Annotated in this window: 11 protein-coding genes, 1 tRNA gene, 1 other RNA gene and 2 pseudogenes; 6 read left to right on the top strand and 9 right to left on the bottom strand. The window is 70.9% G+C overall.

Going from position 1 to position 13915, the window contains the following annotated elements; genetic code table 11:
• Nucleotides 1-41: 41 nt before the first annotated feature.
• The 4 genes from L2X99_RS01300 to ffs all read right to left on the bottom strand — a co-directional run bounded on the left by L2X99_RS01300 (nt 42) and on the right by ffs (nt 4268).
• A complete protein-coding gene (locus L2X99_RS01300; protein ID WP_236135530.1) occupies nt 42-1271 on the bottom strand; it encodes an acetate/propionate family kinase in 1230 nt (409 codons plus the stop codon).
• Nucleotides 1268-3382, bottom strand: a complete 2115-nt coding sequence (gene pta / locus L2X99_RS01295; protein ID WP_236125388.1) for a phosphate acetyltransferase — start codon at nt 3380-3382, stop codon at nt 1268-1270. Before pta ends, L2X99_RS01300 begins: the two co-directional genes overlap by 4 nt.
• Before the next feature lie 102 nt (nt 3383-3484).
• Nucleotides 3485-4132, bottom strand: a complete 648-nt coding sequence (locus tag L2X99_RS01290; protein WP_236135529.1) for a hypothetical protein — start codon at nt 4130-4132, stop codon at nt 3485-3487.
• A gap of 39 nt (nt 4133-4171) precedes the next feature.
• Nucleotides 4172-4268, bottom strand: an RNA gene (gene ffs, locus L2X99_RS01285) — signal recognition particle sRNA small type.
• Between the two features lie 135 nt (nt 4269-4403).
• Here ffs and L2X99_RS17760 point away from each other — a divergent pair.
• From L2X99_RS17760 to L2X99_RS01270, 4 genes and pseudogenes are all read left to right on the top strand, one after another.
• Nucleotides 4404-4873: pseudogene (locus L2X99_RS17760) on the top strand (AAA family ATPase); the annotation flags it as partial.
• 82 nt (nt 4874-4955) lie between these two features.
• Nucleotides 4956-5381 carry an AAA family ATPase gene (locus tag L2X99_RS17750; protein ID WP_268928535.1) on the top strand — a complete coding sequence of 142 codons (426 nt, stop codon included), beginning with the start codon at nt 4956-4958 and terminating at the stop codon, nt 5379-5381.
• 46 nt (nt 5382-5427) lie between these two features.
• Nucleotides 5428-6450 (top strand): DUF58 domain-containing protein, encoded by a 1023-nt coding sequence (locus L2X99_RS01275; RefSeq protein WP_236135528.1) that lies wholly within the window; start codon nt 5428-5430, stop codon nt 6448-6450.
• A gap of 110 nt (nt 6451-6560) precedes the next feature.
• Nucleotides 6561-8807, top strand: coding sequence for a transglutaminase family protein (locus L2X99_RS01270; protein ID WP_236135527.1), 2247 nt, complete (start codon nt 6561-6563; stop codon nt 8805-8807).
• On the opposite strand, the gene trhO is transcribed toward L2X99_RS01270, so the two are convergent.
• Together trhO and L2X99_RS01260 are read right to left on the bottom strand one after the other, a co-directional pair.
• Nucleotides 8794-9702: an oxygen-dependent tRNA uridine(34) hydroxylase TrhO gene (gene trhO / locus L2X99_RS01265; RefSeq protein WP_236135526.1), complete on the bottom strand. Its 909-nt coding sequence runs from the start codon at nt 9700-9702 to the stop codon at nt 8794-8796. The two genes, L2X99_RS01270 and trhO, sit on opposite strands and share 14 nt — an antisense overlap.
• A 31-nt stretch (nt 9703-9733) precedes the next feature.
• Nucleotides 9734-10666 carry a nucleoside hydrolase gene (locus tag L2X99_RS01260; protein WP_236125392.1) on the bottom strand — a complete coding sequence of 311 codons (933 nt, stop codon included), beginning with the start codon at nt 10664-10666 and terminating at the stop codon, nt 9734-9736.
• Nucleotides 10667-10760: 94 nt separating this feature from the next.
• Between L2X99_RS01260 and L2X99_RS01255 the strand changes: the two genes are divergently transcribed.
• Nucleotides 10761-10848 (top strand) — tRNA-Ser (locus L2X99_RS01255).
• A gap of 48 nt (nt 10849-10896) precedes the next feature.
• Here the strand turns inward: L2X99_RS01255 and L2X99_RS01250 are convergent.
• Together L2X99_RS01250 and L2X99_RS01245 are read right to left on the bottom strand one after the other, a co-directional pair.
• Nucleotides 10897-11502 carry a GNAT family N-acetyltransferase gene (locus tag L2X99_RS01250; protein ID WP_236125393.1) on the bottom strand — a complete coding sequence of 202 codons (606 nt, stop codon included), beginning with the start codon at nt 11500-11502 and terminating at the stop codon, nt 10897-10899.
• 14 nt (nt 11503-11516) lie between these two features.
• A complete protein-coding gene (locus L2X99_RS01245) occupies nt 11517-12146 on the bottom strand; it encodes a phosphatase PAP2 family protein (RefSeq protein ID WP_236135525.1) in 630 nt (209 codons plus the stop codon).
• Nucleotides 12147-12184: 38 nt separating this feature from the next.
• Here L2X99_RS01245 and L2X99_RS01240 point away from each other — a divergent pair, with 38 nt between their 5' ends.
• Nucleotides 12185-12508 carry a cupin domain-containing protein gene (locus L2X99_RS01240; protein ID WP_236125395.1) on the top strand — a complete coding sequence of 108 codons (324 nt, stop codon included), beginning with the start codon at nt 12185-12187 and terminating at the stop codon, nt 12506-12508.
• Here L2X99_RS01240 and L2X99_RS01235 read toward each other — a convergent pair.
• Nucleotides 12505-13735, bottom strand: a pseudogene (locus tag L2X99_RS01235) (multidrug effflux MFS transporter). The gene L2X99_RS01240 and the pseudogene L2X99_RS01235 overlap by 4 nt on opposite strands.
• Nucleotides 13736-13915 lie beyond the last annotated feature (180 nt).

The following is a 13915-nucleotide window of genomic DNA, read 5'->3' as shown; positions in this document are numbered from 1 at the left end:
GACACGTCACCACGTTTCGTCTCGTCGCTGGCCCTCCTCGCTCAACGACCGGCCGTGACGTCCAGCGTCTGCCGCGCGATCTCCAGCTCCTCGTCGGTGGGCACCACCAGCACCTCGGCCGACGAGTCGTCCGAGGAGATGCGCCGGATGCCGCCGCGTGCGGCATTGCGTTCCGGGTCGATCCGGACGCCGAGGAAGCCCAGCGTCGCCATCGCGTCCGCGCGCACCGGTGCCGCGTTCTCGCCGACTCCGGCGGTGAACGATATGACGTCGACGCCACCGAGCTGCGCGATGTAGGCGCCGGCGTAGGCGCGGAGCCGGTGGATGTAGACGTCGTAGGCGAGTGTCGCCGCCTCCTCCCCGGCCTCGCGACCGGCGAGGATGTCGCGCATGTCGCTGCGCCCGGCCAGGCCCAGCAGACCGCTGCGCTTGTTCAGCAGGGTGTCGAGGTCGTCGGGCCCCATCCCCGCACGGCGTGACAGGTGCAGCAGCGCGGCAGGGTCGATGTCGCCGGAGCGGGTGCCCATCACGAGCCCCTCGAGCGGCGTGAACCCCATTGAGGTCTCGACGGACTCGCCGCCGCGGATCGCGGTGACCGAGGCGCCGTTGCCGAGATGGAACACGATCTGACGCAGCTCCCCGGCATCCCGCCCGAGGAACGCGGCCGCCTGCTCGCTGACGTACTTGTGGCTGGTGCCGTGGAAGCCGTAGCGGCGCAGGCGGTGCTCACCGGCCAGCTCGGCGTCGATCGCATAGGTGTAGGCGGCCGGCGGCAGCGTCTGGTGGAACGCCGTGTCGAAGACGGCGACGTGCGGGACATCGGCGAACACGCGTCGCGCCGAGCGGATGCCCGCCACGTTGGCCGGATTGTGCAGCGGGGCGAGCACGGCGAGGTCCTCGATGTTGATCTCCACCAGCCGAGTGATCACGGTCGGCTCGAAGAACCGCGCTCCGCCGTGCACGACGCGGTGGCCGACGGCGACCGGCGGATGCTCGGCGAGCGACGGCCCGTGCTCGGCGAACTGCTCGAGCATGACGGCGAACGCGACATCGTGGTCGGCGACGGGACGCTCGCCCTTCGTCGTGGCATCCAGCATCGTGGGGGCCGGCTCGCCGGGTCCCGCCGTCTGCCGGATCGTGTGCGAGACGATGCCGACGTCCTGCCCGATCCGCTCGATCAGGCCGCCGGCCAGCTCGGTCTCGCGGTGCATGTCGAGCAGACTGTACTTCAGCGACGACGAGCCGCTGTTGATCACGAGGACGGCGCTCACGAGCGCGCCCCCTGGGCCTGGATCGCGGTGATCGCGACGGTGTTCACGATGTCCTCCACCAGCGCGCCGCGGCTGAGATCGTTGATCGGCTTGTTGAGCCCCTGCAGCACCGGGCCCATCGCCACGGCGCCGGCGGAGCGCTGCACGGCCTTGTACGTGTTGTTGCCGGTGTTCAGGTCGGGGAAGACGAACACGGTCGCTCTGCCTGCCACGGCGGAGTCCGGCAGTTTCGCCCGCGCGACGGCGGCGTCGGCCGCGGCGTCGTACTGGATCGGCCCCTCGACGGGCAGCTCCGGTGCGCGCTCCCTGACCAGGGCGGTCGCCGCGCGCACCTTGTCGACCTCGGCGCCGGAGCCGGACTCCCCCGTCGAGTACGAGAGCATCGCCACCCGGGGCTCGATGCCGAACTGGGCTGCCGTCGCCGCGGACGACACCGCGATGTCGGCGAGCTGCGCACTGGTGGGCTCGGGGATCACCGCGCAGTCGCCGTAGACGAGCACACGGTCGGCGAGCGCCATCAGGAACACGCTCGAGACGACCTCCACTCCCGGTCGCGTCTTGATGATCTCGAAGGCGGGACGGATCGTGTGCGCCGTGGTGTGAGCGGCTCCGGAGACCATGCCGTCGGCGAGGCCGAGGTGCACCATCATCGTGCCGAAGTACGACACGTCGGTGACGGTGTCGGATGCCTGCTGCAGAGTGACGCCCTTGTGCGCGCGCAGCCGCGCGTACTCGGCCGCGAAGCGCTCCACGAGCGCGGCATCGGTAGGGCTGATGATCTGCGCGGCGTCGAGGTCGAGGCCGAGCGACGTCGCTCTGGCACGGATGTCGGCCTCGTCGCCGAGGATGGTCAGGTCTGCGACATCCCTCGCGAGCAGCACGGCGGCGGCGCGCAGGATGCGGTCGTCGCCGCCCTCGGGCAGCACGATGCGCCTGCGGTCGGTGCGAGCGCGCTCGATCAGCCCGTATTCGAACATCAGCGGCGTGACCACGGACGACTCGGCGAGACCCAGTTCGATGGTCAGCTCGGTGAGGTCGACGTGGCGCTGGAACAGGGCGAGCGCCTTGTCGTAGCGCTGGCCGGATTCCACGCTCAGCCTGCCGCGGGTGTTCATGATGCGGGTGGCGGTGTCGAAGGTGCCGAGGTCGGTCGCGACGATCGGCACCTCGATCTCGAAGCCCTCGAGCAGCTGCTCGATCGGCTCGGGCAGCGCGAACGGCCCGTTCAGCACGATGCCCGCGATCTGCGGGAAGGTGCCCGAGGCGGATGCCAGGAGCGCTGCGAGCAGCACCTCGGTGCGGTCGGCGGCGATCACGACCACGGCGCCCTCGGTGATGCGCGGCAGCACATTGACCATCGACATGCCCGAGATCACGACGTCGAGCGCCTCGCGGTCGAGCAGGGCTGTGTCTCCCTTCAGCAGCCGTCCGTCGACTGCGCGCAGCACGCCGCGCATGGAGGGCGCGACGAGCGAGCGGTCCTCGGGGATGGCCCACACCGGCGTGCGCCTGTGCGGAGATGCTTCGACCACCTCGATCGTCTGCTCCAGTGCCTCCGGATCGGCGCGGTTGACGACCACGGCGAACAGCTCGGCGCGCTCGGCGGCGAGCTCCGCGAGTGCGAGCGAGACCATCTGCCCGACCTGCGCCGGGGTTCGGGCGGTGGTCGTGCCGAGGCGCTCGGCCTGGGTCTGCTGGTCGCGACCCGAGATCACCAACAGCACCGGTGCGCCGAGGTTCGCCGCGACGCGCGCGTTGTAGCCCAGCTCGGCCGGGCTGGCGACGTCGGTGTAATCGCTGCCCAGGACGACGACGGCGTCGCACTGGGCCTCGACCGCTTTGAAGCGTTCGACGATGGTGGCGAGGGCGCCATCGGCGTCGCGGCGCACGTCGTCGTAGGTGACGCCGACGCACTCGTCGTAGTCGAGCTGCACGCCGTCGTGGGCGATCAGCAACTCGAGGATGTCGTCGCGCTCGGTCGTCGACCGGGCGATGGGCCGGAAAACTCCGACCCGAGGCGAGACCCGCATGAGCGCGTCGAGAACGCCGAGCGCGATCGTGGACTTGCCGGTGTGCCCCTCGGCGGACGTGATGTAGATGCTCTGCGCCACGGGTTCAGCCTATGCCGGGGCGGGGACGGGCTGCCATCGATCCGGGACGGAGGAGAACCTCACGCGCACGCCCCCGACAGGGCGTCGACGACTGCGGCCGCGTCATCCTGGAACTGCGCGTAGTAGTCGCGGTCGGTGTTCACCTGCACCCGGTGGATCGCCTGCGAGGGCGGCATGCTCTGCCAGCCGTCCAACTTCGCGAGCTTCGCGTAGAACAGGCCGGCGGCACCCGGCAGGATCCATCCGGGTCTCGACGCTCCCCCACCACTTCTGCTGCTGGAACAGGCCGATGCTCGTGGTGCGGCTGCCGTCGGGGTTGCGGAAACCGATCGTCTCCCAGTCACCGTAGTCGATGTTGTGCAGACCGCTCTCGCCCATCGCGGTCATCACCCCGAGGATCTGCCCGTCGCGTGCGAACCCCAGCGACGAGGCGGTGCGCACGATCGTCGCCGCGTTCTCGAGCTGATCTCCCTGCCAGCCGGAGACGCCCGAGGCGGGAAAGGATGCCGGATCGGCCGCGCACAGCGACGGCTGCTCGGCCATCCGCAGCGGCACCATCACCAGGAGCGCTGCGACCGCCGCGATCAGGCCGCCGATCGCGAAGCCGCGCAGGCGGCGGTCGCGCACTCTGCCGCTGGCGGCGCGGCGGCGCGCAGAGGCGGCACGGCTCGGTCGGCCGACGGGACGACGGGCCCCGCTCCTCCTGCGCCGGGCGGCGGCCGTTCGACTGGTGGCGTGCACGTTCGCCATCGTGCCAGCATCCGCTGTGAACGGGACCGACGGAGCCAAAGAAAAGACCCTCCGCGCACCCGACAGAGCCCGGTTACCCTTGCTACGTTTCCGTCCTGGGGGAATTGGCCTGGGTGTCGTCACGCGGAGAGCCGTGGACCAGTCTACCGGATGGCTGAGGGCGTTTCGTCTCGCTGACGCTCGCTCAACGACCGGGTGCCTGCTCGGGGTCCAGAGGGGCCCGCTGCGGGTTACGATCGATCCACGCGCACTGACGGGCGAAAGGGACTCCATGACCGACGACGCACCCTCGATCACGGCCGAGCAGTTCGCTGCGCAGACCTCGCGGATCATCGCCTCCGTCAGCGCTGTCATCGACGGCAAGCCCGACGCCGTGCGCAGCGCCCTGGTCTGCCTGCTCGCCGAGGGGCATCTGCTCATCGAGGACGTCCCCGGCGTGGGCAAGACGATGCTCGCCCGTGCACTGGCCGCGAGCGTGGATGCCACGGTGCGGCGCATCCAGTTCACCCCGATCTGCTCCCCGGCGACGTCACCGGCGTCTCGGTCTACGACCCGGTGGAGCGCGAGTTCGCATTCAAGCCGGGTGCGATCTTCGCGCACATCGTGATCGCCGACGAGATCAACCGCGCGTCGCCGAAGACCCAGTCCGCGATGCTCGAGGCGATGGAGGAGGGCCAGGTCACCGTCGACGGCGCGACGCATCCGCTGCCCGACCCGTTTCTCGTCGTCGCGACGCAGAACCCGCTCGAGATGGAGGGCACCTACCCGCTGCCCGAAGCTCAGCGCGATCGGTTCATGATGCGCATCTCGATGGGATACCCGGATGCCGACGGCCGAGGCCCTCATGCTCCGCCAGCGCGACACCGTCAATCCGCTGTCGGCCGTCGCACCCGTCGCGGATGCCGCTTCGGTGGGCCTGCTGATCGCGCACGCCCGCAGAGTGCACGTCGCCGAGGCGGTGGAGGAGTACGCCGTCGCGCTGGCGCAGGCCACCCGCATGGACCCCAGCCTTCACCTCGGCGCCAGCCCTCGCGCCACCCTGCAGCTGGTGCGCGCCGCGAAGGTGCACGCCGCGCTCGACGGCCGCGACTACGTCATCCCCGACGACCTCGCCGAGCTGCTCTCCCCCGTGTTCGCGCACCGGCTGCTGCCGGCCCGCGGTGCGCACCGCGCCGGTGCCCAGCCGGTCGAGGCCGCTCTGGCGCAGATCCTCGACCGGGTCCGCGTGCCGCTCGCCGCGCGGCTCTGATCATGCGCCGGCGACCGCTCACCCTGCGTGGCGTGGGGTGCCTGCTGTGCGGCATCCTGCTGGTGATCGCGGCGAACCTCATCGCCGCACCCGTGCTGATCTACCTGGCTGTGCTGCTGTTCGCGCTGCCGCTGGTCGCCGCGATCGCCGTGCATCTGCCGCGGCGCAGCGGCACGGTGTCCCGAGTGATCTCGACCGATCTGCTCACGGTCGGCGAGACCTCGCGGGTGACGGTGCGCTTCGATCTGCGTGCGCTGCGAGCCCCTACGGGCTCTGGCGCGACGAGCTGCCCACGGCGGTCAGGGGCGAGGCGTCCGGTGAGTACGAGCGCGGCAGCACCTCGCTGCGGTACCAGGTCACCGGCGCGCGACGCGGTGTCTCCGCGCTCGGACCGCTGCTGCTGCGCACCGTCGACCCGTTCGGACTCGCTCAGCGCGAGCAGCAGTTCGGCGACACCAGCACGATCACGGTCGTGCCGCAGGTGGTCGCCCTCGAGCCCCTGCCGGTGCGCGTCGGCGCCTCCGGCGGCAGTGCGCACTCCCGCTCCAGCCGCCTGGGACCCGGCAGCGACAATCTCACCCGGCGGCACTACGTGCCCGGAGACTCGATGCGCCGCATCCACTGGCGGGCCACCGCCCACCGCGGCGACCTGATGGTGCGCCAGGAGGAGGAGGAGGCGAGCCCCGACGCGATCGTCGTACTGGACCGTGCCGCTTCGCGCTGGGCTCGGCCCGCGATCGAGCCGGATCCGCTGTTCGAGACCGCCGTCTCGCTGTGCGCATCGGTCGCGGTGCGGCTGGTGCAGGACGGCTATGGCGTGGACGTGATCGACAGCGCCGGTCAGCTGCTCGGATCGCTGCACGGCCACGAGGACGACCGCGACGGCCTGCTGGTCGCCCTCGCGACGGTTTCTCCGCGCGGTGAGTCGCGCGACATCGCCGCCCTGGTCGGAGGTTCGGCACCGGGACCGCTCGTGGTGATCACCGGCGCCATGATCGAGGCCGACGCCGACCGGCTGCGCGCCGCCGGGAGCGGCCGCACCGATCCTGTTCGCCGCGGGACCGGTTGAGGGCGCGCTGCCCGCTGCGGCCAGGCACGGCTGGCGCACCGCCGAGATCGATGCGGGGACCGACCTCGCCGATGCGTGGCAGGACGTCATCCCGATGCCGGGAGCGCTTCATGGCTGACCCGTCGCCGCAGAGCGCCTGGGGCGCGCGCAACCCCGACCGCCGGCCGGCGCCGGTCGCCCCCGCGCTGCTCGCCGCCGGTGCGACGGTCGTCGCGACGTGGCCGTACACCGCGGCGGTGAAGCCGGGTGCGTGGACCATGATCGTCGTCGCCGTCATCTTCGCCACAGCAGTCACCGGCATCCTGATGCGGAAGCTGCTCGCCCGTCGCCGCCCGCTCGTGCGGGAGGGGTCGACGTTCATCGCACAGTTCGTGGTGGTGACGCTCACGCTGACCACGCTGCTGGTGCGGGAGGCCGCCTGGTTCGGCATCGTCCCGACCCCGACGGCGCTGCGCCTGGCGGCGGCGCACCTCGGCAGAGCGTCGGCGGAGATCGTGAACGGCGTCGCGCCGATCGACGCCACGATCGGGATCTCGGTCCTGCTCGGCAGCGCCTTCGGACTGCTGGCGATCGTGATCGACCAGCTCGTCGCGCTGCGCTGCGTGATCGCCACCGCCCTCGTGGTGGCGGCGGTCGGCGCGGTGCCGATGATCATCGTCGGCGGCGGCGCGAACGTCGTCTGGTTCGTGCTCCTCGCCGTCCTGGTGCTGGTGCTGTTCCGCTACGGAGCGCGGCACGACGACCGTGCACCGCGGCGCACCTCAGGCGCCGTCGCGACCTCGGTGGGGTCCGTCGCGGTGATCATCGCCCTGGTGATCGCCCCCGGGCTGCCGGTGTCGGCGACGCTGCCGGGCACCGGCCCATCGGTCAGGGTCGACGCGAGCCTGCGGCTCGGCGACGACCTGCGCCGGCCCGAGAGCGTGCCGGTGATGTCCGTCGTGACGACGGCTTCGGATGCCCCCTACCTGCGGATGGCCACGCTGTCGCGCTTCGACGGCGAGATCTGGCGGCCCGACCGGCCGGGACGGCAGCCGCTCGACGAGGGCTTCGGCAGCCCGGACTGGGCGTCGTCGGTGAAGACCGCGGAGCAGAGCACCTCGATCCGGGTGACCGGCATGTCGAGCTCCCGGCTGCCCCTCCCGTACGCGGCCGAGAAGATCTCCGGTCTCGGCAGCGGCTGGGAGGTCATGCCCGGCAACCGCACGGCGTCCTCGGCGACCAGGAACGCGGACGGCACCGACTACACAGTGACCTCGACGGCCGTGCAGCCCTCCCTCGAGCAGATCCGCGCCGCGAGCGCCGGAGGCGCCGACGTCGGCGAGGTCCCCGAGGACCTGCCGCCGGTCATCGCCGAGAGCGCGCAGGAGGTCACCGCCGGCGCCACGAACGACTACGACAGGCTGATCGCTCTGCAGAACTGGTTCCGCAGCCAGTTCACGTACTCGCTGGAGACGCCGGTCGATCAGGGCTTCGACGGTACCGGAGCGGAGGCCGTGGCATCCTTCCTCGAGGTGAGATCGGGGTACTGCATCCACTTCGCCGGCGCCTTCGCGCTGATGGCGCGCAGCCTGGGCATGCCGGTGCGCATCGTGGTCGGCTACCTGCCCGGCCGGCCGACGGATCAGCGCCGGGAGGAGAGCACCGTCTTCCAGGTGGACAGCGACCAGCTGCACTCCTGGCCCGAGGTGCACTTCGAAGGCATCGGATGGGTGCCGTTCGAGCCCACGGCGACACTGGGCGTGCCGACCGAGTTCACCGCCGCTGGAGGCGGCGGCGGAGAGGCACCGGAAGCACCCACGCCCACCACCGCGCCGACTGACGATCCCTCCCCGGCGCCGACCGAGGACCTCAGGGATCCCGGTGCGCAGGGCGGCGGAACCGGAGGACTGCAGACGGCCGACCCCGCGCCGTTCCTGTGGACGATGCTCGGACTGCTCGTCGCACTGCTGCTGCCCGCGCTGATCCGCCTGATGCTGCAGTTCCTGCGCCTTCGGCGGGCCTCGCGCGGAGACGCCATGGCCGCCTGGCGGGAGCTGCAGGCGACCATGGTCGACCTGCGGTTGCCGGTGTCGGATGCCGACACCGCACGCACCCGCGGCGACTGGATCGTGGCCGAGAGCACGGCGGATGCTCCGGATGTCGCCGCGATCGTCCGCGCCGTCGAGCGCGCAGCGTACGCGGAGCGCACGGATGCCGCCGCGCCGGCACCGCCCGAGGGACTGGGCGGCGCCGTGACCCGGGTGGACAGGGCGCTGCGGGCCGCGTCGAGCACGCCGGCCCGCCTGGGAGCGCGGCTGGTTCCGCGGTCGCTGCTGCCGCGCCGGAAGGATGGCGCAGCCGTCGTCACCGGGAAGTAGGTGTCGCCGCGGCGTGCTCCTCGCAGGGCACCGTGACGCAGCTCTCGCACACCACGAACTGGCGGCGGCAGGACGGGTCGGGGCAGTTCGCGGTGCGCTTGGTCGGCTCCCCGCATCCGGCGCACATGCCGATCACTGCGGCGTGGTCGGAGAAGTCGATCGAACCGCGTTTGTCGAACACGTACAGCGATCCCTCCCACAGGCCGTCGTCGCCGAACCTCTCGCCGTAGCGGACGATGCCGCCCTCGAGCTGGTACACCTCGCCGAATCCGCGGGCGGCCATCAGACTGGACAGCACCTCGCAGCGGATGCCGCCGGTGCAGTAGGTCACGACGGGCTTGTCCTTGAGGTGATCGTATGCGCCGCTGTCGAGCAGGCCGACGAAGTCGCGGGTGGACTCGGTGTCGGGCACGATCGCGTTCCGGAACCGCCCGATCTCCGCCTCGAGCGCGTTGCGCCCGTCGAAGAAGACCACCTCGTCGCCGCGCTCGGAGACCAGCTCGTGCAGCGCCTCGGGTGTCAGGCGCTCTCCCCCGCCGACGACGCCGTGCTCGTCGACCGCGAGCTCATCCGGTGCGCCGAACGACACGATCTCGTCGCGCACCTTCACACTGAGCTTCGGGAAGTCGAGGCTCAGGCCGTCGGCGTCGAGCCCTGTGCCCTCGCTCCACTTGATGTCGGCGGCCCGGAAGGCGGGATGCTCGCGGAACCGGCGCAACCACTTCTTCACGTTCGGCAGGTCGCCCCCGAGGGTTCCGTTGATGCCCTGTGCCGAGATGAGGATGCGGCCGCGCAGCCCGAGCAGCTCGCAGAGGTCGCGCTGCCACAGGCGGACCACCTCGGGGTCGGCGAGCGGCGCGAAGGCATAGAACAGCACGATCTTCGGGGTGGGCACCAGGAGATTCTAGGAAACCCGGATGTGAAGATCAGGCGAGCGCGAGCACGGCCTCCTCGATGAGCCGCCAGAATCGTTCGACGTCGAGGTCCATGGCGATGTCGGCGTTGGCCCGCCTGCCGAGCGAACCGAGCAGGTCGACGCTGGTGGCGCCGCGGGTCTCGGCGCCGTGCAACTCGATGTCGAGGCGGGAGCGCACGGTGGTCGCCACCGACGGGTCCGCGAGCAGCGCGACCGTGATGGGATCGTGCAGCGGAGCATCCGGCATGTGCTCGGCCTTCTCGTAGGTGGCGCAGAAGAAGTCCAGCAGTTCTCGGCCGAACACCGCGGTGCGGGTGCCGAGTGCACCGATGCGCTTACGCACCTCGGGGGTGATCAGTGCCTGATGCGAGATGTTCAGGCCGACCATCGTGAATCCCACGCCGCTGTCGAGTACCAGCGCGACCGCCTCGGGGTCGGTCCAGGCGTTGAACTCGGCGTACGGGGTCGTGTTCCCTCGTCCGGTCGAGCCGCCCATCCAGACCACGTGGGGAACGCGGGCGAGCACGTCGGGGCGCTCCCGCGCCAGGATGGCGATGTTGGTCAGGGGGCCGGTCGCGACGATCGTGACGGGTTCGGAGGATGACTCGATCACGTCGACGATCAGGTCGAGAGCACTGCGCGGATCCAGCGAGACCGTCGGTTCGGGCAGCTCCGGTCCTCCCAGTGCGTTCGCTCCGTGGATGTTCTCGGCGGGGTGCAGCGCCCCGGTGAGCGGTTCCGCCGCCCCGGCCGCGATGGGCACGCCGTCGATGCCCGCGACCGTGCAGGCGATCCGCGCGTTCCGCGTCGTGTGCTCGAGCAGGCCGTTGCCTCCGACCGTGGTGATCGCGCGCAGGTCAATCGCCGGATGCGCCGCGGCCAGCCAGAGCGCGAACACGTCGTCGTGCCCGGGGTCGCAGTCCAGGATGATGGGGGTGCTCAATGCGGATCCTCCTCTTTCACGGTGACGTCATCGTCGGATCGGATCCGGTTCGGGGCACCCCGGCTGATCGGATAGGATAGTCAGGTTGTTCCTTGGTGACGTGTCCGAGCGGCCGAAGGAGCACGCTTGGAAAGCGTGTGTTGTGCAAGCAACCGCGGGTTCGAATCCCGCCGTCACCGCCATGAACTGAAGGGCCTCGTTCTCACGGGGCCCTTCAGTCGTTCTCGGGTTCATGCCCCGAACCTCACTCCGTACATCCGCACGCCCTCGTCCGACGGCAGCATCTGCATCCCGAGGCGCTCGTAGAACGCGCCGGCTCCGGTGTTCTGCGGGTTCATGCCCAGATGCAGCCCTGCGACGCCACGACCGGCCAGCTCGGCGAACAGCACCTCGGTCAGGCGACGTCCGAGTCCCATGCCCTGCGTCTCGGGCAGCAGATCGATGTGCAGGTGCGCCGGATACTTCTCGGCGTTCGGCTCGTCGGTCGCGCCGCGGGCGGCGGCGTACGACATCACCCACGCCTGACGGTCGTGCCCCTCCACCGGAGGCTCGGGGTACTCGCCGACGCGCGTGGGCCACCACTCGTCCCGGAACCAGGCCTCGAACGACGTGGTGTCGTCCGTCGCGACGATGTAGCCGATCACGCGCTCGTCGTCGGATTCGACCACCCAGCACAGGTCGGGGTGCCGCTCGGCATAGGGCACCGCCCAGACGTCGCCCCAGAGCCGGTCGTCGGAGAGGATGCCCGTCGCATCCGCACCGGCATCCGCCGTCTTCACGCACACGTCGTAGAGACCGTCGCGGTCGGAAGGGCGGTAGGGACGGATCTGCGGCACGGAGTCCTCCTGGGTCAGGCTGGGCGCTCCGCCGTCGGCGGGCGCCGATCCCAGCGTAGCCAGGCCCACAGCAGCGCGGCGACCAGCAGGCTCGTGCCCGCCCCCACGAGCGCGCCGCCGACGGTGTCCGTCAGCCAGTGCACGCTCAGCACCGTGCGCGACAGCGCCATCGCGACGACCCACAGCGCACCCAGCATCGCCGCCCACACCCGCGGCGTGATCAGCCACAGCACCATGGCGATCGTCGCGGCGTTGGCGGTATGCCCGGAGGGGAATGAACCGAAATCGGACGCGACCAGCAGGTCCTCGGGTCGTGCTCTCCCGAACAGCGCCTTGAGCAGCTGCACGCCGGCGGCGCTGGCGGCGAAGGCGGCGAGCGCGAACAGCGCCTCGCGCCACCGACGCAGCACCAGCAGGACCCCGGCGACGCCGAGGGGCACCAGGAAGACGGCACGCCATCCCCCGCCGATCCAGTTGAGGAACAGCGCGACCTCGATCGCCCACGGCTGTCTGACCACTGCCATCAGCTCGTTCCACCGGCCGTCGAGCACGCCGTCCAGGGGGGCGAGCGTCACCAGCGCTCCGAGCAGGATGGCCGCCGCGACGAGAGCTCCGCCCGCGATCGCCCCCGCACGTCTGCTCATCGTGCCATTCTGCCCTGCCCGCGACGTATGCTCGGCCCATGACCCTCATCGCCGTCTCCGCCGCCGACCTCGCCGACAGATATCCGATCGAGGATGGCCGGGTGCGGCCGCACAAGACCCTGGACGGTGACGGCTTCAGGATCCGCACTCTCGTGATGGATGCCGGCGCCGTGCTGCGCGAGCACCGCGCCCCGGTGCCGATCCTCGTGCAGGTGGCATCCGGCCGAATCCTGTTCCGTGTCGAGGGCGCGGAGCACGATCTCGCAGCCGGCGGGGCGATCCAGGTGGATGCCTCCGTGCCGCACGAGGTCGAGGCCGTCGACCCCTCGCACGTTCTGCTCGTCCTGCTCGGACAGCCCTAGGGCGCCAGCATCCCGACGGTCCGCGGGCGCACGATCAGCCACAGCGACAGGATCGCCAGCACGGCGCATCCGGCCATCACCGAGGCCATCGTCGTCGCGGTGATCCCGGCATCCCGCGCGATCCAGCCCACGACCGGCGAGATGAGCGCGGCGATGCCGTTGTTGCTGGCGCCGAGGATGGATGCCGACGGTGCCGGCGGCCTTGCCGTGCCGGTCGAGTGCGAGCACCTGCACGCAGGGGAAGCTGAATCCGCACGAGGTCATGAACACGAACAGCGGGATGACGGTGCCCCACAGGCCGAGCCCGAGCTGGTCGCAGACGATGATCGCGACTCCAGAAAGCAGCAGCATCGCCGTCGAGACCGCGAGCACCCACTGCGGACCGAACCGGGCAGCCAGCCGCGCCGCGGTCTGCACGCCGAGCACGACGCCGAGCGAGTTCGCGGCGAACAGCAGGCCGTACTGCTGGGGGTCCAGTCCGTGGGTCTCCTGGAACAGGAAGGGCGAGGCCGACAGATACGAGAACAGCCCCGAGAAGGTCATGCCGCCGATGACGAGCACGCCGAGGAACACACGGTCGGTGAGAACGCTGCGGTAGCGCTGCAGCGCCGTGCCGGTGCCGCGCTCCTGGCGACGCTCCTTCGGCAGCGTCTCGGGGATGAAGACCGCGGTCGTGACGAGCATGACCGCGCCGTAGCAAGCGAGCACCACGAAGATGCCGTGCCACGACATGACGGTCAGCAGCCACGAGCCGATCAGGGGCGCGACCACCGGAGCGACGCCGGAGACCAGCGCGAGCCGCGACAGCATGACCACCAGGCGTTTGCCGCCGAACAGGTCGCGCACGATCGCCATCGCCACGACGCCTCCCGCGGCGGCTCCCACGCCCATCAGCACGCGCGCGCCGCCGAGCAGCAGCAGGTTCGGCGCGAGCGCCGCCGCCACGCTGGCCAGCACGTGCAGCGCGGTCACCGAGATCAGCGGCACGCGCCGGCCCACCTTGTCGCTGAGCGGGCCGACCACGAGCTGGCCGATCGCGAAGCCGAGCATCGTGCCGGTGAGCGTGAGCTGGATCATCGCGGCCGTCGTCTGGAAGTCGCTCTCCAGCACCGGGAACGCCGGCAGGTACAGATCGATCGTGAACGGGCCGAGAGCGGTGAGCGCGCCGAGCAGCACGATGTACAGCACCCGCCGCCCGCCCGGGATCGCGTCGCCAGGGTGCAGCATGACCGGCGCGGTGGCCGGGTTCGGACCGAGGGTGCGGATCGCCCCGGTGGACGTCGAGGTGCGGATGCTGCCGGTGATGGCGCGGATGCTGCCGGTGGGGGTGCGCTCGTCTGTCACTGAGTTCTTTCGAGGAGGATGCCGAATCGATTCGAGAAAGGCACAAGTCTATCCCGGCGTCCA

Origin of the sequence: Microbacterium sp. KUDC0406 (assembly GCF_021582875.1) — a bacterium.
Taxonomy (GTDB): Bacteria; Actinomycetota; Actinomycetes; order Actinomycetales; family Microbacteriaceae; genus Microbacterium.
The sequence above is the reverse complement of the archived record's forward strand: the minus strand, read 5'-3'. Positions and strand labels throughout refer to the sequence as shown.

What these genes read in the sequence shown, in the direction of transcription:
- L2X99_RS01290 (WP_236135529.1), bottom strand. Translation starts at nt 4,132, where the DNA reads ATGGCGAACGTGCACGCCACCAGTCGAACGGCCGCCGCCCGGCGCAGG.
- L2X99_RS17750 (WP_268928535.1), top strand. Translation starts at nt 4,956, where the DNA reads ATGCCGACGGCCGAGGCCCTCATGCTCCGCCAGCGCGACACCGTCAAT.
- L2X99_RS01270 (WP_236135527.1), top strand. Translation starts at nt 6,561, where the DNA reads ATGGCTGACCCGTCGCCGCAGAGCGCCTGGGGCGCGCGCAACCCCGAC.
- L2X99_RS01245 (WP_236135525.1), bottom strand. Translation starts at nt 12,146, where the DNA reads ATGAGCAGACGTGCGGGGGCGATCGCGGGCGGAGCTCTCGTCGCGGCG.
- L2X99_RS01240 (WP_236125395.1), top strand. Translation starts at nt 12,185, where the DNA reads ATGACCCTCATCGCCGTCTCCGCCGCCGACCTCGCCGACAGATATCCG.